The organism is Thalassoroseus pseudoceratinae (genome assembly GCF_011634775.1).
Classification (GTDB): domain Bacteria; phylum Planctomycetota; class Planctomycetia; order Planctomycetales; family Planctomycetaceae; genus Thalassoroseus; species Thalassoroseus pseudoceratinae.
Genome location: NZ_JAALXT010000003.1, coordinates 365,865 through 383,481 on the forward strand (window position 1 = coordinate 365,865; position 17,617 = coordinate 383,481).

The window sequence follows — 17,617 nt, forward strand, 5'->3', positions numbered from 1 at the left end:
GAGAGACTCGGTTCGTCAACCATCCGCTTGAACTCACAAGCAACCGTTGTACCACTGAGCAATAATGCAGCGGTTTCACGACTTTGCCTGCAAATTCGGTATTCACTTCCTATCGCGATGAAATGTACATAGGCCCGCGTTGCGTTTTCACCACGTCCGTGTTGTCAATTAGCCACATAATCAGACGGCTTCCGATTCGTTCTCAGTCACGAACGGAGACCGTCTGACGGGCTGTACATTATCGATCTTCGTCAAAGTTTCTGTCAATCATGTTTCCTGCGCGCTGTAATGATTTTTCGGTTTCGGCAAGGTCGGCTCATTGGGTAATCCAGTGAAGTTCGTGTCAATCATGTCTTGCTGTTTCTCATGAAATCACCGGTTATTCCGTCCGGAGAATCGTTAAAACAGGGGCTTTCGTCCTTGCTGGCGGCGAAGGATGGCCCATTGACCCGAGTGCATCATCCAGTGAGCAGGAATCATTGCAATAACATAGCCCACGGTCGGACCGAAGAACTGCCAATCTTCGGGAGTTGCTCGATCGAGTTCCGCATCGGTCGCTTGTTCCAAGGCTGCGAACAACGCGGATCGCTGTTCCTCGGCGACGCGGAGCAACTCGATCTTGCTATCGAAGGCGGTTCCATCGTCAACAGACGCCGTTTCTTTGGTGTAGCGGTCTGCGAACCCGTCCGGTAAATCCGGAATCTGCCCCGGAAAAGCCACTGAACCCATCCGGTGATCCGAGCAAATCAGGTGGCCGATTTGCCATTTGATATGGTTGGCACCTTCACACGGGCGGAGCATCATTTCTTCTTCGGTGAGGTCCTCCAGATACATCTTCCAGGCGATGTCCGGCGTGTGAAATCCAGCTTTTAAAGCTTTCGCGGCGTTCATCAGTTCTTTCCATTCTTCAGTTTGGTGTTCACCGACGAATGCATTTTCGTCAATGAACTGAAACGAAATTCGATCGGTCGTTTTGTAATGAGGGTCGGGGCCACATAGACGAAGTTAGTCTCCCCGAGTTCAAACGTTGGATTCCGGAAGGTGTACTCCAAGACCACACCGCCGTCAGTTGCCAGTTCTGTCGAGAACCCCGACTCCCGGTGTTGTTTCTGGCTGTCCGGACCTTCGAGAAACGCTTGATTGTGAAAAATCCAAGTCCGATGCGACTCAAATGCCGGACCGCCGGTTTCGTAGGCGACGGCCAATCGGGTCTTGAAGACTCGATCGTTCCCGGCTCGCAACTCGGAAATCTCACGTAATGTCACCGTCACACCGCCACGCCGTCGAGAGGCCCCTTGCGATTTCGCGAGGTTCCGGAACCGTATTTCCTCTGTGCCGGCGGCAAGCGTGAGCTGGAGTTTCCCTTGAAACAAGCACTTCTCGAGATCGACGGAGTCGTCTTGAGCGATGAAATCGGCATCGAACGCCACCTCGCCGGAATCGCCCAAGGCGAGTTCGTATTGCGCCTGAGGATTGAACGAAGGCAACGCGGTCCCGGTAGCGTCACGAAGTTGAAGGTTCCGCGCGGACATTTGCAGGAACAGCGGTCGCAATCGCGGTTCAACGGCAAGGCGACACCGCAGACGCACCAACCGTCGGGACGGATCAGAACCGATCTCCTTTGTTTTGACTGGTTCAAGTGTCAACTGTGCGGACCCGAGTACCTGAGCCGTGGCGATGGACTCATCGTTGCCATCATGCAATTCGAGGTGTCGAGCGAATTCCGTCCGTCGCCAATGGAACTCGAATTGATCCGCCAGCGAATTCATCACTTCCCAAAATGGGGCGGAGTCAAAACCCGTCTCAACCGATTCTGTCAGCCGTTCGGAAGGCAATCGCTCCCAATCCAATTGGTTGCCAGTTTGCGAGACAATTGAACGCAACGCATCTTCCAGCCGTGTGGTGGACGGCAACGTCACTAAACTCGGTTGTAGAGACTGTTTAGCGGCACGACGCTCCAACTCGATCCGAATCCGTCGCAACTGTTCTCGTCCAGCGAGATCGCGAACGGACTCAATCGAAGGGAGCCACGGCAGAACCCCTGGACCGGCTTCAAGCAGCGATCGTTGGGCACTGACACGTTCGGCGCGGGAACCGTCGGTGAGTTGTTCCACCCACTCTTCCACACTGACGCGATTCACGACTTCATCGTCGGCAATAACATCGGTTTGTGAGACCGTTACGAACCCAATCACCAAGCTCAGTGCTAGTATCCGCATCACCGCTCCTTGAGAAACTTGGCTCGACAGCACATCCCTGAGTTTACGGGGATTGATGACGGCTAGGAAGTGGCGGTCCGGGGAATTCTCGCGAAAACCCGCAGTGCGGAAGCAATTGGAAGCTAAAGTTGAGCAGAATCGATTGCGACACCTTCGAGATCACGCTTTCCAATCGAGCCCATGAATTTCTGCCTCAAACTCCTGATTGTTCTTGGAATCCTCAGCCAGACGAGCGACGTGTTTGCTGGGGAACCGATGCTCTTGCGTTTGCATTTAAAGCAGGAGCCAATTCTGACCGGCAAACTGCTTCAGATGGATTCCCAACGATGCTGGTTGATGCAGCCCGATGGTTGGATGAAGACCGTTCCAATGAAGTCGATCAGTCGCGTCGAACGTACCAAGAAGCCATTCCGAGCGGACTCGGCAATGACAATACGAGCCCGATTGCAGAGACAGTATGGGCGGGGTTATCAGGTCTCGACCGGGCGACACTACGTCGTTGTTGGTCCACCCGGACGTGCCCACGATTACGTGGAGTTGCTGGACGACGTCCACAGCGGATTTCAAAACTACTTCGCTACGCGCGGGTTTCGGATCAACTCACCCGAGTTTCCTCTGATTGCAATCGTCTTCACAGATCCCAAAGCCTTCGCGGATTACTGTGCACAAGATGGCTTGCGAGCAGTGCGAGGATTGCGTGGGTATTATTCGATGAAGACGAATCGTGTGGCGATCATCGACTCGGAACATTCCCGTGTCAGCGATACCAAAACACGCGCTGATCAGCATGGTGATTTATTCGCGACGGTCGCTGGCAACCTTCGCGACACCCTCGTTCACGAAGCCACTCACCAGGTCGCATTCAACACCGGATTGCACGCACGGTTGGGCATGAATCCTCGGTGGGTGGTTGAAGGGTTGGCCACGGTCTTTGAAGCACCGGGAATTCTAGATCGGTCAACCAGACACGAAGTCAGCCGCCGGATCAATCGTGAGCGTTTGATTTGGTTCCGCAATTACCTGGTGGAGCGTCGCCCGGAGAATTCTTTGGAAGCATTCTTGCAGAGCGACCAACTCTTTCAGACCGCGACACTCGATGCCTACAGCCAAGCATGGGCTTTGAGTTTCTATCTCATCGAGACGCGACCGGTCGAATATGCCCGTTATTTACAGACGGTCACAAAACGGGCGAGCGAATCAAAAGCGACATCATCGCAGCGTGTTGACGACTTTCGCGAGGCGTTCGGACAAGATTTGCGTTTGTTCGAGGCCAATTTCTTGCGGTTCATGCGACGCTTGAGCGTGAATTGAACTCGTTCAGGCAGCGTCCGAAAGGTTTGCCAAGGCGTCGTCGAAGCGGCTTCGGTCTGAAGACGGCGACGCTTGTTCCCCGTTGGATTTCTTGCCCGTGGTATGAGCGGTCCGAGGAGTTGCGAACTTCGGCTTCGGCAACGGAGCATTCGTGGGACCCGTTGATTTTGGCTGCGTGGTCGGAGTTGCTGTTTTCGGTTCGGTACCAGTTTGGGCTTCGGTCTTGGTAGCCGGTTGACTATTTTGCGCTGCAGATGGTGCGAAATGCGGTCCGCGAAGCAATTCCTCAACCGTTTGGTGTGGTCGATCGAAACGCACCTGTGTTTTCGCAGCGGTGCGGGTGGCGTTCCAACGTTGGGATGCACGCACCAGCACAACGGTGATGGTTAGGAATACGCCCGCGATCCCAGCGGCCCATTTCCAGATCTGCCAGGAATCTTTCGGGATGCTTTCTGTTGCAGCAGCTTGCTTGAGAGCTTGTTGACCGACGATCGACGAATTTCCATTGTGCTCTGGTTCCGCGACTGGTGCCTCAGCAACATTTTGGTCAGCGTTGCTGGCTTCCCGTGCGGCTTGAGCCGATTCGATTTCCCGAATCTGCCGGATCAGTGTCGGTTCCTGCGGTGGCGTAAGCGTAGGCAACGCGGGCCCGTTCGCGACCGGAACGGCATCATGCGATTGCGGACTGAGTGTTTGCGGAGCAATCAAACGCGGTGGCTCCGTTTTTTGATCGATTCGACTGAGCATCGGCGTTGTCGACGGTTCCGCGGGAATCAGCTCGTTGATTTCGCGTGAGTGTAGTGAGTTGGGCTCGGCTGCGGTTTCGGTGAAGACAGCCGGGAGTTTTGGCAAGGAATCGGTTTGGACCGGAAAGCTCTCGAAGGAGATCACAGTGGGACCAGCCAGGTGAGTTGAATTGTGGACCGTGCGGATTCGTCCCGGAGAAGTTGACGTAATCTGAAGCCGTGACGCCATTTGTGGATTCTGACCCAAGTAGGACAAGATGGCTTCCGGGTAGGCATAGGCTTCCGGAACAGGAATCACGATGGGATGCGGTTTCAATCCAACCAAGGCGACTGGAACCGGTTCGGCTTCAACATCGGTTCCTCGAACGTCGGATGCCTTCGCAGTCCGGGACGCAAAACCGTCGACGATCAGCACATCACCGTCTCGAAGTTCCGCGAATCGGCCTTGTCCATCTCCGTCCTGCCCAATGTAAATCATGTGCGACAAACGATTTCCGCGAACAATTCGCACGCTGCCACTTGCCCGTCGCGTCATGCCACCAGCACGTTCGACAACTTCGCCGAGTGTGGGTTTGGAATGGCCGACTTGGTAAACACCGGGACGCGCCGTTTCTCCGATGACGCCAATGTGTGAGACTGGCCGAGAACTGGCGTCGACAAACTCTGCTCCGCTTGCCGTCGGCATGATGACAAGACAGGGAACGCAGGCAAGCACGCGAACTATGCGTGAGGCAACCATCAACTTTGCCAGCATATTGGTTTGGCGCATCGTTCTGCCTCAGTCTGCAAAATTGGCCCGGAAATGTGAGTCGTGATTCGCTGCGGATGTGAGCATGTCTGAGCTGCGTTGCTCCACAAAGAACTTGCGGTCACAGAAAGAAATTTCCGCATCTTACAAAACTCACCCGATCGTTAAAATCGGAATTCTTGTGTGACGGCTGCAGGAAATATACGGCGCGCTGAGAAAAATCACCCGATTCATGGCGGGAATGGATCACTCGACTGAAGTCCGCATGGGGGCGGCGTCGATGAGGGAAACGATTTGCGGGGGACCAATCCATTCGATGCCCCTCGAAATTCGGCTCGACATGATCGCGAACGGGAGCCGATGGAACAGAGTCTGACGGAAGAACAAGTCGAGAATATTCAACGCAGGGATGCTGTATGTCGGCGAAAACGGCGAATGATTTCCGATTGGGGTTTCTCACGACGATTTCACTCAAGGATCGCGGCCATGTCGGTGGGATGCTAATTACCAATCGCCAAGGGCGACCACTCGAATTCCAATGCACCACACCCGTACAAGCGAATCGCACGCAGGAGATTCTCTACGGCCCAACATTGCTGCCATATTTGCGTGGTGAGCTCATTGGTCGCACGCTCGTCGAGAAAATGCGGCTCAAGCCCACGGTGGTGCTGGTCGATGACCTGGAACTACTGAGCGTTCGAGATCACATCTCGATGGCGGCGGCCTGCCTGATTTCTAGCAAAACACCCCAAGACGAGAATGACTTGGTTATCGCCGATCAGAATCTTCGATTGGCAGACGGGCACGAGGACGATCGAGCCACGCTCCAAAAGCTGGAAGGCACGCTAGCGGCGGAATCGGAACTTGCCGAACCGTTCCAACGGATTCAGGATGCTCTGAACGAAGCTCTTGGAAAGGCGGCTGCTCCAACTCGAGAAGCGGCGTAATTCCGTGTGCCGCCGTCGCCAATTGTGTCCGATGACTGGAGTTCACGATGTCCGCCGATTCGCCGACGCCCGAGACCAATCGTCCTGCCTTTCCGAAACCCGAGTGTCATGTCATTCCTTTCGAATCGACGGATGCGACGGTCTACCAGTCCGGTATCAATGCGGCGTTGACCCGCGAGTTCAAAATTGAACCCGAGTCCACGGAGTTCTTGACGGATGCGGGAATCGGATTCACTTGGCGACCGCATCGATCGAATGTCCGGACATTCGGTCTGACATTCCCGGCAGGAATCGAGTTTCTTCCGACGAAGAAGTCGAACGAAGAAGAGTCGTCTGAGACTTCCGAGCCGAAACCCAAAAAGAAGCCAGCCGAATCAAAGGACCGCCCCAAGAAACGAACGCGATTGCAACCGCCTAGCGATGCGCTCTCGTTAGAAGATCGTCTCTTCTATGTGTTGCAACCGCCATTGGAAACGTGGTTGGCCGGTCAAGAATTGATCATGCCGTTCGAGCCGTTTCCCTACCAGTACGAAGGAATTGCTTGGTTGTTCAAACAACGATGTGCGTTGTTGGCCGACGAGATGGGCCTCGGGAAAACCATGCAAACGATTACGGCGGTCCGTCTGTTATTACGGAGCGGCCAAGCTCGGCGGATCCTGTTGGTCTGTCCCAAACCCCTAATGCCCAACTGGCAACGCGAATTTCAATTCTGGGCCAGCGAACTTCCGCTGACCGTCGTCGAGGGGAACAGTCGGCGTCGCATGCTGATCTGGCAAATGCCCAGTGCGGGAATTTTCCTGATCAACTATGAAAGCTTTATCCGCGATTACGAATCGCTCCCAGAAGACGAACGGCCTCAGTTCGATTTGATGGTGCTTGACGAAGCCCAACGGATCAAGAACCGTGATAGCCGAACAGCGACCACAATCCGTTCGGTCAAACGTAAACGAAGTTGGGCATTGACGGGAACGCCGATCGAGAATCGTCCCGAAGAACTGGCTGCGTTGTTCGAGTTTCTGAAAGTGGTCCCGCCGCGAGCCACACCGGACCTGCGACGACTCGGCCAACTCTCCGAGGAGTATATCCTGCGTCGCACCAAAGACCTCGTGATGACGGACTTGCCGCCACGTCTGGACCGTGATGAACTCATTCCGCTCGCACCTGCACAAGATTTCGCCTACAAAACCGCTGAGAAAGACGGTGTGATTCAGCTCAATGAAATGGGCGACGAAATTACCGTGCAACACGTGTTCGAGCTGGTCATGCGGCTCAAGCAGATCACGAATTACGATCCGTTAACAGGCGAGTCGAGCAAACTCGATCGGCTCGCGGCCGACATGGAAGAAATTTCCGCCAGTGGTGGCAAAGCGATTTTGTTTAGCCAATGGACGAAAACCATTGATTGGCTGAAAGATCGACTTGATGAGAAACTCGGTGATCAATGCGGAACGCTGGTCTATCATGGTGGCGTGCCGACGAAGAAACGCGAACCGATTTTGAAGCAGTTCAAAGAAGACCCCAACTCCAATCTGCTTCTCATGAGTTATGGCACGGGAGCGGTGGGGTTGAATCTGCAGTTCGCCGGTTACGTGTTCTTGTACGATCGGTGGTGGAATCCGGCCATTGAAGATCAGGCAATCAATCGGGCTCATCGCATTGGTTGTACGGCGGCTCAGATCGTAGTCACGAAATTCATCTGTCAGAATACGATCGAAGAACGCATCGACAAGATCCTCCAAGAGAAGCGGGAACTATTCGCCCGCATTCTTGGCGATGGCGATAATTCTGATGTTTCCCTGTCGTTGAATGCGTCGGAAATCTTCGGACTCTTTGACCTGAAGCGGCAATCGGGTTCGGATGTCGAGCGGATCGGACCGAAAGCCCCGAAACAAGCGGCGTAGCGGCCATTGCCGTCGATTGCATCTGCCACGGAAACCGAAATCCCTCATTCACAATCTGCGGACCAAGAGCGAAGATGGATGGTGCCCGTCCCTATGATGTTTGCGTTGTTGCCACTATCTTGTTGAGTACTTCGGCACCGATGTGAATCAAGGCACCGCGAATGACGACACCAAATTCCTCAAGACGGAACGAGCGACTCAACCAGCTTGCACACGATGCGAACGCCAGTTTGCATGTGATCAATATGGCGTCTACACTTCTCAAGAGCTCGTCGGTCGATCAGGAGAAGTTCGCTTCGATCTGTGCTACGCTGGAAACCGAAAGTCGGAAAGCGGCGCAATTGGTCCAAGAACTTCTCGCTGCCGCCAAGGCCGACGATTAATTCGCTGAAGTTACGTCTTAGGAATTGACGTCCAACGGAAAACCATGTTGCTTGCGATGGTGGGGACCGTCGAAACGCTTGCTGGTTTTGAAGAGTTCGTGCCGTCCATCTCCGGCGACCGGTGCAACTTTCTGCAGAATGCGGTCGAGTTCGTCGTCAGTCAACGGCTTGAAATCCCGCCCGACTTTGATCGCCTGATCAAGATCACGCTGGTTGATGATACCCGTCACCAGTGATGCAATCGGCTGCGATAATGCATACTTCAGACACTCGGGCCCTGTGAGAACGCCTTCCTGAACCAGGATTCCGCTTCCGCCACCGAGACTCTTCATGCCAATGACGCCGACCCCTTTCTCCAAACACACCGGGACGACTTCTTTTGCGAAACTGCGGAAGTGCCAGTCGCAAGCATTGATCGGCATTTGAGCGCTCGCCCATGTATGGGGCTTTCCGAGCATTTTCAGGTGGATGCTCGGATCCTTGTGTCCTGTAAATCCGATGTGCCGAACTTTGCCGGCTTTTTGAGCCTCAATCGCGGCTTTGATTCCGCCCTTCTCGAAAACCCAGTCTGGGTCGTTGTCGTAGACCATTTCATGGAACTGCCAGAGATCGAGATGGTCGGTCTGCAATCGCTTGAGGCTCTCATCAAGATTCGCCATCGCGCCTTTGTAGTCGCGCTCACAAATCTTCGTCATGAGAAAGACATCATCGCGTTTGCCGCCTTTCAAGGCTTTGCCCATCACTTCTTCACTGTAACCATTGTGGTAGTCCCAGGCGTTGTCGAAGAAGTTCAGACCGTTGTCGATCGCCTCGTGCATCAACTTGGTCGCGAATTCCTCGCCGTTGTCTTTGGCGGCTTGACCGATGTGCCAACCTCCCAGCGAAAGGATGGAGACGTTCTCGCCAGTGTTCCCGAGCGGACGTGTCGGAATGCCCCCTTCCCGTTGCTCCTGAGCAGCGAACAGCGTCTTTGCCAAACTGACAGCCGCTCCCGCCACTACGCCGGTCTGCAAGAATTCTCTCCGAGTCGTCGGTTGGTCGGCCATGTCGCGATCCTTTCATGCTCCAAGAGATTCGAAGTGCGGTCACATTTTACCAGCTTGGAGTTGGCATTGCGAATGGTGGGACTTGGTGTGAACGCGATTCTTGCCAGCTAGACACAACGATGAAGCCTGTCCTTGAAGCCAGTTTCGCGATCGTCAATCAGACAAATTGGATCCTTCGCGACCGGCTCAACTTGGGAAAGTTACGAAATGGTTCGGTATTTGCTTCTCGGGAAATCTCTCAATAGGACCCAGCACCACACGACTGATGCGACCACAAACAGGAATCATCATGGGCACAGAAACGGCCAAGTTATCGCTCGGAATTGAAGAAGAATATCAACTCGTCCATCCCGTTACGCGGGAACTCCGACCTCGGGCGAAGCGGGTGATGACCGAAAGTCATCCAGATCGGTCGGATGACATCCAACACGAGTTGCGTCTGTCGCAAATCGAGACCGCCTCGCAAATTTGTGACGGACTTGACGATGTTCGTCGAGAATTGGTCCGGCTCCGTACGGAGACTGTCGTCGCTACGGAACACGCCGATGCCCATTTGGTCGCAGCAGGGACGCACCCGTTTTCCCACTGGGAAGAGCAACCCTTCACACCGCAAAAACGTTACGGCAAGCTTGCCGATGACTTCCAACAACTGGCACGGGAACAAGTCATTTTTGGATGCCATGTGCATGTCGGTTCGAGTGATCGGGAAATGTCCGTTCAAATTCTGAATCGTTCCCGCGAATGGTTGGGCAGTTTACTTGCGTTGTCGGCGAGTTCGCCTTTCTGGTTGAGCGAGGATACCGGATACGCGAGTTTCCGAACCAATATTTGGATTCGCTGGCCATTGGCTGGCCCGCCATACAGTTTCTCGTCTCATTCGGAATACCGACAGGTCGTGCAGTCGCTCGTAGATGCCGAAGTCATTGAAGACGAAACCAAAGTCTATTGGGACATTCGAATTCCCGCACGATTGCCAACTGTCGAGTTCCGAATTGCCGATGTGTGCACGACCATCGACGAAGCCGTCATGATCGCCGGTTTGATTCAGGGGTTGGCACGAACGGCTGTCCGAGAGGTGGAAGCGGACATGCCGTCACGGGACGCTCGTCCGGAAATCGTCCGAACGGCTCACTGGCATGCCGCACGGTACGGGCTCTCGAAAACGCTTGTGGATGTTCGTTCGGCAAAAGCGATTCCCGCAGAGAAGCACATCGAACAGTTCCTCGAAGAACTCCGACCTGCGTTGGAAGAGCTTGGGACTTGGAGTGAAGTCTCTCGACTGGTGCATCAAACTCTCGCCAACGGCAACAGTGCCATGCGTCAGCGAAAAGTCTATGAAAAGACTCACCGCTTTGAAGACGTGATTGATCATCTCGTCGAGGAAACACGGCTAGGAATCGACGATTAGTGACCAGCGTTGGAGGTCACAACTGAGTTCCTGTGTCTTCGTGCGTTTCCTACCTGGCAACGGATTTTACCGAGTCATGACCATTGCTCTTGGTATGGATCCGAGACGAAATTCAGAGGCACTCATGACCGTTCAACCGAGCTTGCGACGGTTGCGGAAGGCCGATGAATTCTTGAGCCGAATGGCGTTTTCGATAAATCAACACTTTCCATTCCGTGATGACAATGCCACAATGTTAGCGGAGAGTATGGACAAGGCTTCCGATTCGAAAACTTGCGTTTTGAGTTCGGCACGATGCCGACAGCGCGGCCCTTCGAATGAGTCGACTTTGAACATTCGAAGCAGTCGCACTTCGGCGGAGGCCAATGAGTCGTATAGGACTTGGATGGTTGATGATGCTGAAACCACAACTCTCATCACAACTAAAACCATTTCACCAACTAACCACTGGATCGGCGCTCAAACCAATCAGGTGGTTTGCAGTAAAACTCATGGCCGGCTGTTCTCACGTGCCATTCAAATTTCATTGATTGGAGTAAAGTTTCCGATTGCCTCGCCTTTTCTCTCGGATTGACAACCAATTCGATCACGTTTCTTGTGATCGACTCTTTGAAACCGAACCACCACAACGGTTCGAAGAGTACCATCCGAGGAGGTACATTCATGGCATCGATCGACGAAATCGCACCCGAGACCGATTCACCGTTTGACGGAAAGCCGGTCGAGCAACTCGACCAGGTCGTCATTCGTTTTTGCGGTGACAGTGGCGATGGAATGCAACTTGTAGGGACGCAGTTCACGAACGTCTCCGCCGTCTTCGGAAATGACGTCAGTACGTTTCCTGATTTTCCCGCCGAAATTCGGGCTCCCGCCGGAACTCTTAGCGGTGTCAGCGGATTCCAACTGCACTTCTCCAGTCACGATATTTTCACCCCCGGCGATGCGGTCGACACGCTTGTCGCTATGAACCCCGCGGCTCTCAAAGCGAACGTTGCGGATCTTAAACGCGGCGGTTTGTTGATCGTCAACGAAGATTCCTACGACCAAAAAAACGTCGAGAAAGCCGGTTACGCGTCGAACCCACTCGACGACGAAATCGCTCTGCAAGGGTTTCAAGTTCATCGCGTGCCGATGACTCGCCTGACACGTGATGCGGTTGATGGATTAGGACTTTCCCCGAAAGAAGCCGAACGCTGCAAGAACTTCTTCGCATTGGGGTTGGTCTACTGGCTGTACGGTCGCGATGCCACACCGACACGGGAATGGGTCGAAAAGAAATTCGCCCGCACACCGTCGCTCATCGAAGCGAACCTCAACGCTCTCAAGGCGGGAAGCGTATATGGCGAAGTGACTGAGTCCTTCGCGACGCACTTCCAAGTTCCACCGGCGGAACTTCCCCCAGGCACCTATCGAAAAATTACGGGCAACGAGGCCCTCGCCGTCGGAATGGCAACGGCAGCGAAACTCGCGAACGCCGAATTGCTGTACTCGGGTTACCCCATCACCCCGGCAAGTGACATTCTCCATGAATTGTCAAAGCTGAAACATTTCGGCGTGCGAACCTTTCAAGCGGAAGACGAAATCGCGGCCATGTCCGCGACGGTCGGGGCGGCGTTCGGTGGTGTGCTTGCGGTGACGGCGAGCAGCGGTCCTGGCATTTGCCTCAAAGGTGAGGCCATGGGGCTGGGCATGATCACGGAATTGCCGATGGTCATTATCGATGTTCAACGCGGCGGTCCGAGTACGGGGCTGCCGACGAAGACCGAACAATCCGATTTGCTGATGGCGATGTTCGGACGCAACGGCGAAAGCCCATTACCGATCGTCGCACCTGCTACACCCGGCGATTGTTTCTTTATGATGCAGGAGGCTCTAAGAATTGCCATCGAGTTCATGGTGCCGGTGATTCTGCTTTCCGACGGCTATGTCGCCAATGGTGCCGAACCGTGGAGAATCCCCGAACTGAGTGATCTCAAACCGCTCCGGAAACGCCATCCGCAACCATTGACGAATGGGCAAGCTGAAAAAGGCTTCCACGCCTACGAACGAGACGAACGTTTGGTTCGACCATGGGCCAAGCCGGGCACCACAGGATTGGAACACCGGATCGGTGGATTGGAGAAATCCGACGGGAGTGGCAACGTCGATTACGACCCCGACAATCACGCTCACATGACCGCGACGCGGGCGGAAAAGGTTGCCGGCATTGCAGATCATATCCCCGAACAAGACGTCGAAGGCCCCGATCATGGCAAGGTTCTTGTTGTGAGTTGGGGAGGGACTTACGGAGCCGTTCGCACGGCGGTTCGTCAATTGATTCGAGAAGGCGAAGCGGTCGCTCACGCCCACTTACGGTATCTCAATCCCTTCCCGAGAAACTTGGAATCGCTGTTCTCACAGTATGATCGGATCTTGGTTCCCGAACTTAACAACGGCCAACTGAGTGTCCTGCTCCGGTCGCAATTTTTGACCGAGACTGTGGGGCTAAACAAGATTCAAGGCAAGCCGTTCCTTGTTCAAGAAGTTGTCAAATCCATTCGAGAATTGCTTTAGGCCCTATCCGGTCTTTGATACTCGTGGTGGACGAGGAACGTCGTTGTTTCCTGTCTACCACAAGTCGGAACCCGCTTCGCTCATCAGGCAACCATTCCAGTGACCGCATCAGTCGGTCACATCCAACCGAAACTTACAATTCAAGCGCTCAAATAGGGAACCGTAGCTATGTCGACCGAGCTTCCCGTCCTCACGGACAAAGATTTCGCCAGCGATCAAGAAGTCCGCTGGTGTCCGCGTTGTGGTGATTACTCGATTCTCAAACAAATGCAAAAAGTCCTCCCCGGATTGGGAATTCCGAAGGAAAACTTTGTGTTTGTCTCGGGAATTGGTTGTTCCAGCCGATTCCCTTACTACATGAACACCTACGGTTTCCACAGCATCCACGGACGCGCTCCCGCGATTGCAACAGGCGTCAAACTGGCCAATCCCGATTTGCAAGTGTGGGTGATTACCGGCGACGGAGATTCCTTGTCGATCGGTGGCAACCACCTCATGCATGCGATTCGTCGGAATGTCGATCTGAAAATTATCCTATTCAACAATCAGATCTACGGCCTGACCAAAGGACAGTATTCGCCCACCAGCCCCACAGGTTCCCGCACGAAAAGCACTCCGTATGGTTCGCTCGATACGCCTTTGAACCCGCTGTGTGTGGCGATCGGTTCTGAAGCCTCGTTCGTCGCACGGTCGGTCGATGTGGACATCAAACATTTGCAAGCGACACTCAAACGGGCGGCGGAACACAAGGGGACCGCATTCGTCGAGGTCTACCAAGACTGCAACGTGTTCAACTCGGGGGCATTCAAATATGCGCAGAGCAAGGCCGAGAAAGCGGACAACGTGGTCGTTTTGGAACAGGGACGTCCGCTGATTTTCGGCAAGAACCGAGACAAAGGAATCCGAGTCACCGGTTTGTTGACGCCCGAGGTTGTGACACTCGGCGACAACATCCGCGAGGATGATCTTCTCTTCCACGACGAGAAAGCCGAGGAACCGAGCTTGGCGTTCATGTTGGCACGGATGCGTCGTCCGGAATTCCCGGAGCCAATCGGTGTCTTCCGTTGTATCGACCGCCCGACTTATAATGAGGCCGTTGAAGATCAAGTCACGATGGCGGTTGAGAAAGAAGGCGAGGGCGACATCGAAGCCCTGTTCCGCAAAGGCGATACATGGGAAGTTCAATAAATGGCAGCACCATTGTTGTCATCGGGCCGCCAAACGATCTGGAAATGGCCGAGTTGTTGACAGCGCTCGAAAGTGAGTGTCCAGACCATTCCGTTCTTGCGTATTCATGTCTCCGAGATGCTATTGATGGGTTCGAGAAGGATGGCGTGGTCTGTGATTTAGGACTCGTACTGCATACGGTGCCGGGGGAGCATCAATCAATCGAGGTCTTGCACCTGCTCTCGACGGCACCGCTCACTCGCTGGTTGGTCGTTAACGGGGTCTGGTGTGAATCCGTCGCTCGTACGGAAACCACCTGGCCATTGGCGTTCCAAGTTCCGCTTCGGTTGTTGCACTCTCGCCTAGCGAGCGAATTGGCAGTCATCGCTGGGGAGAAGACTGCATTGGCCGCGACGGCCGGACGTGACGAAGCCTTCGAATTCAATGTTCCTGCAGTTCCGATCGAAGGCTGCACGCGACGGGTGGCCGTGCGAAGTCCTGATCCGGCCATGGCGAACTCGCTGTCGGACCTGCTAGCCCAGCGAGGGGCCGAAGTTGTTGGCTCCGTCACGGAAGCCGATGCAATGGTGGTGGATGTGGACAACGGAGGTGATCGGATTCCTACGGAACTTCAAGACCGTCCGTCGAGGATTCCGGTGATCGGTGTGCAGTCGATGACGACATTCGAACGGACTCAGGAGTTGAAAGCGAAAGGTTTCGCCGCTGTTGTCCCGAAACTAGCGATGGATCATCGACTACTCGAAGTAATTCTGGCTGTGACGCAAAAGCCTACTTTGACATAACCGCGCCGGTGCCCGAACAGGTTTGACATTCTTCGATGATGTTCAAACCGACGTAGCTTCCACTGCCGCCACAATCAGGGCATTCGCTAGGTTTAGCGGACGTGTAAACGATGAACTCCAGGTGTCCATCGTGACACGCGGAAGAGTCGATCACGATGTCACGGGCCGGTTCACGACGGTCACGCGTTCGATACAAAAGCCGTCGGACAGCTTCGCCTTGCGAACGGCCGATCTGAATATCTTCGGGCGTCTCGGAGAACCAAGCCGTCCACAAACCACCAAGATCACGTTCGACAATGATCCGGTTCATTATCAAGCTCCCGTCCGGGAAAGAGACTTCGTCCGATTATACGAATTTCCGAGGGAAGGGAAATCGGACCGGCGAAATTTCTCGATTCGGCGAGCCTGCTGCCGACGAACTTTCGTCATTATTTTAAAGAATGATTCACAAAGGCCGTCGAACCATTGTCGATCGCTTTTACAGTTTCGTACATTGACGTGATCCACTTTGCCGTTGCTTCTCGCCGGCCATTCCCTTCAAGCCTTCCGAGATTTTCTTGTGTTCAAATCGTCGTTGTTCTGGAAGCTGTTCTTGCGTTATGCGGTTTTGACAACGGTGTCGACCGTCCTCATCGCATACGTCGCGACTTCGACTCAACATTCCGTTTCCGAAGAGCAGTGTCACCAACGTCTGCTCGATACCACAACCACCGTTCGCCTGCTGATCGGCGACAATTGGAATGGCAATATTCCCACTGGTCAACTCGACCAACTCGTAGAACTTTCGAGAGAGCGGGATTTGGGGCTGTGTCTGCTCGACGAGGATGGAACGCCGATCGTCCAGCTATTTCACGGAAAGCATTCCCACATTACGCCGTTGTCGATCCGGCAACTCCGAGAAGCGGCTCGAACTGGTGACGCTGTTTTTCCCTCAAACGACAGTCAGTATGGGACTGCGCGAATGTTGGTTGCCAGCCGACTCGGTTCGGACGACGTTGTCGGGTATGTTCAGGTCAGTACCGATTTGCGTTCGATCCGCGACGAAGTGGCCCTGATTTCGGGACGGGTTTGGTTGGTGGCAGCGATCGCGGCGTTAGGTGCCTTGGGAGTGTTAGGGGTCGCGGTATCGCAGGTTATCCGTCCGCTGACCAGTCTCACGAAGGCCGCCGATGGAATGGCCAAGGGCGATTTATCGCAGAAGGTTCCCGTCACGACGATCGACGAAGTCGGTACGCTCACCAAGGCCTTTAATTCCATGAGCGATCAGTTGGCTGACCGGGTGGCGGAGATGCAACGCAAAAACCGTGAAGTCGCCGAAAACAGCGAGCGGCTACGAACCGTTCTCGCGGGGATGGTCGAAGGAGTGTTGGCTGTCGATGAGTCATTGCGAATTCTTTTCGCGAATCAATCGGTTCATCGTTACTTCGATACCTCGCAATCCGATGTGGTTGGACGCCCCGTGTTCGAAGTCCTACGGAAGTCGGAGGTCATTGAACTTGTCCGTGAGACGCTCCGCGGCGGATCGTCCAAGTCCACAGAAATTCAACTTCCGCGAAGCCATCAGGTTGTCAAGCTTTTCGCCAACTCCTTACCGGGCACACCCTGCCCCGGTGTTGTTCTTGTGTTTCACGATGTCACGGAACTCCGTCGTTTGGAAGGTTTGCGGCGTGACTTCGTTTCTAATGTCTCGCACGAGTTGAAGACACCGTTGGCTTCGATTCAGGCGTACGCCAGCACTTTACTCAACGGTGCTTTGGAAGACGAAACCGTCAACCGCCGGTTCCTGGAGCAGATCGAAGAGCAGGTTGATCGTCTGCACACACTGATTCTGGATCTTCTCAGTCTCGGAAAGATCGAATCGGGTCGCGAGATGTTCGACCTTGTACCTGTCTCGCTCGACGATTTAGCTGAGTCGGTGATCGCGGGTGTGCATCAACGAGCCGATGCAAACGGCGTGCGGCTGAACCTTGAGGCTGCCGATCGTCGCCTGTATGTGAACGCCGACGCGGAGGGATTGCGGACGATTTTGGATAACCTCGTCGACAACGCTCTGAAATACACGCCGAGTGACGGAGACATCACGATCGGTTGGTACGTTGAGTCCAATCAGGTGGTCATTTTAGTGCAAGACACGGGATGCGGAATCCCGCCTCAAGATCACCAGCGGATTTTCGAACGTTTCTATCGAGTCGACAAAGCACGTTCACGCGAGTTGGGCGGTACCGGGCTGGGATTGTCGATCGTGAAACACCTGGCGCAAGTCTTTGGTGGTAGCGTCGGGCTGTCCAGCGAAGTCGGCAAAGGGACAACATTCAAAATTCGACTCCCCAGAGCGGTTCCGGCAGATGAAGCCATCAAAAGCAGCGTGGTCGACTGACGTCACAA

General features: G+C 54.3%; 15 protein-coding genes. 10 read left to right on the forward strand and 5 right to left on the reverse strand.

All coding sequences use genetic code 11. The annotated features are described in order from the left end of the window. Window positions 1-399: 399 nt before the first annotated feature. On the reverse strand, window positions 400-891 hold the full coding sequence (locus tag G6R38_RS11510; RefSeq protein ID WP_166824837.1) for a DinB family protein: 492 nt from the start codon (window positions 889-891) through the stop codon (window positions 400-402). After that, entirely contained in the window at window positions 891-2,219 is a 1,329-nt protein-coding gene (locus G6R38_RS11515; RefSeq protein ID WP_166824840.1) for a hypothetical protein, read from the reverse strand. Before G6R38_RS11515 ends, G6R38_RS11510 begins: the two co-directional genes overlap by 1 nt. Window positions 2,220-2,399: 180 nt before the next feature. Here G6R38_RS11515 and G6R38_RS11520 point away from each other — a divergent pair, with 180 nt between their 5' ends. Continuing rightward, complete coding sequence (locus G6R38_RS11520) at window positions 2,400-3,530, forward strand: DUF1570 domain-containing protein (protein WP_166824844.1); 1,131 nt, start codon at window positions 2,400-2,402, stop codon at window positions 3,528-3,530. 6 nt (window positions 3,531-3,536) lie between these two features. Here the strand turns inward: G6R38_RS11520 and G6R38_RS11525 are convergent, their stop codons facing one another. Next, complete coding sequence (locus G6R38_RS11525; RefSeq protein WP_166824847.1) at window positions 3,537-5,045, reverse strand: polysaccharide biosynthesis/export family protein; 1,509 nt, start codon at window positions 5,043-5,045, stop codon at window positions 3,537-3,539. A 395-nt stretch (window positions 5,046-5,440) separates the two neighbouring features. Between G6R38_RS11525 and G6R38_RS11530 the strand changes: the two genes are divergently transcribed. From G6R38_RS11530 to G6R38_RS11540, 3 genes are all read left to right on the forward strand, one after another. Further along, window positions 5,441-5,971 (forward strand): hypothetical protein, encoded by a 531-nt coding sequence (locus tag G6R38_RS11530; protein ID WP_166824850.1) that lies wholly within the window; start codon window positions 5,441-5,443, stop codon window positions 5,969-5,971. Window positions 5,972-6,018: 47 nt separating this feature from the next. Then, window positions 6,019-7,872: a DEAD/DEAH box helicase gene (locus G6R38_RS11535; RefSeq protein ID WP_166824853.1), complete on the forward strand. Its 1,854-nt coding sequence runs from the start codon at window positions 6,019-6,021 to the stop codon at window positions 7,870-7,872. A gap of 161 nt (window positions 7,873-8,033) precedes the next feature. Beyond that, window positions 8,034-8,255, forward strand: coding sequence for a hypothetical protein (locus G6R38_RS11540; protein WP_166824856.1), 222 nt, complete (start codon window positions 8,034-8,036; stop codon window positions 8,253-8,255). A gap of 17 nt (window positions 8,256-8,272) precedes the next feature. Here the strand turns inward: G6R38_RS11540 and G6R38_RS11545 are convergent, their stop codons facing one another. Continuing rightward, window positions 8,273-9,301, reverse strand: coding sequence for an aldo/keto reductase (locus G6R38_RS11545; RefSeq protein ID WP_166824859.1), 1,029 nt, complete (start codon window positions 9,299-9,301; stop codon window positions 8,273-8,275). Window positions 9,302-9,590: 289 nt separating this feature from the next. Between G6R38_RS11545 and G6R38_RS11550 the strand changes: the two genes are divergently transcribed. From G6R38_RS11550 to G6R38_RS11570, 5 genes are all read left to right on the forward strand, one after another. Continuing rightward, window positions 9,591-10,709 (forward strand): carboxylate-amine ligase, encoded by a 1,119-nt coding sequence (locus G6R38_RS11550; protein ID WP_166824862.1) that lies wholly within the window; start codon window positions 9,591-9,593, stop codon window positions 10,707-10,709. A 76-nt stretch (window positions 10,710-10,785) separates the two neighbouring features. After that, window positions 10,786-11,283: a hypothetical protein gene (locus G6R38_RS11555; RefSeq protein ID WP_166824865.1), complete on the forward strand. Its 498-nt coding sequence runs from the start codon at window positions 10,786-10,788 to the stop codon at window positions 11,281-11,283. 89 nt (window positions 11,284-11,372) lie between these two features. Further along, window positions 11,373-13,262 (forward strand): 2-oxoacid:acceptor oxidoreductase subunit alpha, encoded by a 1,890-nt coding sequence (locus tag G6R38_RS11560; protein WP_166824868.1) that lies wholly within the window; start codon window positions 11,373-11,375, stop codon window positions 13,260-13,262. 168 nt (window positions 13,263-13,430) lie between these two features. Then, window positions 13,431-14,450 (forward strand): 2-oxoacid:ferredoxin oxidoreductase subunit beta, encoded by a 1,020-nt coding sequence (locus G6R38_RS11565; RefSeq protein WP_166824871.1) that lies wholly within the window; start codon window positions 13,431-13,433, stop codon window positions 14,448-14,450. Window positions 14,451-14,494: 44 nt separating this feature from the next. Next, window positions 14,495-15,232 (forward strand): hypothetical protein, encoded by a 738-nt coding sequence (locus G6R38_RS11570; protein ID WP_166824874.1) that lies wholly within the window; start codon window positions 14,495-14,497, stop codon window positions 15,230-15,232. Here G6R38_RS11570 and G6R38_RS11575 read toward each other — a convergent pair. Further along, window positions 15,219-15,542, reverse strand: coding sequence for a hypothetical protein (locus G6R38_RS11575; RefSeq protein ID WP_166824877.1), 324 nt, complete (start codon window positions 15,540-15,542; stop codon window positions 15,219-15,221). The genes G6R38_RS11570 and G6R38_RS11575 overlap by 14 nt on opposite strands. A gap of 249 nt (window positions 15,543-15,791) precedes the next feature. Between G6R38_RS11575 and G6R38_RS11580 the strand changes: the two genes are divergently transcribed. Next, a complete protein-coding gene (locus G6R38_RS11580) occupies window positions 15,792-17,609 on the forward strand; it encodes a HAMP domain-containing sensor histidine kinase (RefSeq protein ID WP_166824880.1) in 1,818 nt (605 codons plus the stop codon). Window positions 17,610-17,617 lie beyond the last annotated feature (8 nt).

What these genes read in the sequence shown, in the direction of transcription:
- G6R38_RS11565 (WP_166824871.1), top strand. Translation starts at nt 13,431, where the DNA reads ATGTCGACCGAGCTTCCCGTCCTCACGGACAAAGATTTCGCCAGCGAT.
- G6R38_RS11560 (WP_166824868.1), top strand. Translation starts at nt 11,373, where the DNA reads ATGGCATCGATCGACGAAATCGCACCCGAGACCGATTCACCGTTTGAC.
- G6R38_RS11535 (WP_166824853.1), top strand. Translation starts at nt 6,019, where the DNA reads ATGTCCGCCGATTCGCCGACGCCCGAGACCAATCGTCCTGCCTTTCCG.
- G6R38_RS11575 (WP_166824877.1), bottom strand. Translation starts at nt 15,542, where the DNA reads ATGAACCGGATCATTGTCGAACGTGATCTTGGTGGTTTGTGGACGGCT.
- G6R38_RS11555 (WP_166824865.1), top strand. Translation starts at nt 10,786, where the DNA reads ATGACCATTGCTCTTGGTATGGATCCGAGACGAAATTCAGAGGCACTC.
- G6R38_RS11570 (WP_166824874.1), top strand. Translation starts at nt 14,495, where the DNA reads ATGGCCGAGTTGTTGACAGCGCTCGAAAGTGAGTGTCCAGACCATTCC.
- G6R38_RS11540 (WP_166824856.1), top strand. Translation starts at nt 8,034, where the DNA reads ATGACGACACCAAATTCCTCAAGACGGAACGAGCGACTCAACCAGCTT.
- G6R38_RS11515 (WP_166824840.1), bottom strand. Translation starts at nt 2,219, where the DNA reads ATGCGGATACTAGCACTGAGCTTGGTGATTGGGTTCGTAACGGTCTCA.
- G6R38_RS11525 (WP_166824847.1), bottom strand. Translation starts at nt 5,045, where the DNA reads ATGCGCCAAACCAATATGCTGGCAAAGTTGATGGTTGCCTCACGCATA.
- G6R38_RS11510 (WP_166824837.1), bottom strand. Translation starts at nt 891, where the DNA reads ATGAACGCCGCGAAAGCTTTAAAAGCTGGATTTCACACGCCGGACATC.
- G6R38_RS11530 (WP_166824850.1), top strand. Translation starts at nt 5,441, where the DNA reads ATGTCGGCGAAAACGGCGAATGATTTCCGATTGGGGTTTCTCACGACG.
- G6R38_RS11545 (WP_166824859.1), bottom strand. Translation starts at nt 9,301, where the DNA reads ATGGCCGACCAACCGACGACTCGGAGAGAATTCTTGCAGACCGGCGTA.
- G6R38_RS11550 (WP_166824862.1), top strand. Translation starts at nt 9,591, where the DNA reads ATGGGCACAGAAACGGCCAAGTTATCGCTCGGAATTGAAGAAGAATAT.
- G6R38_RS11520 (WP_166824844.1), top strand. Translation starts at nt 2,400, where the DNA reads ATGAATTTCTGCCTCAAACTCCTGATTGTTCTTGGAATCCTCAGCCAG.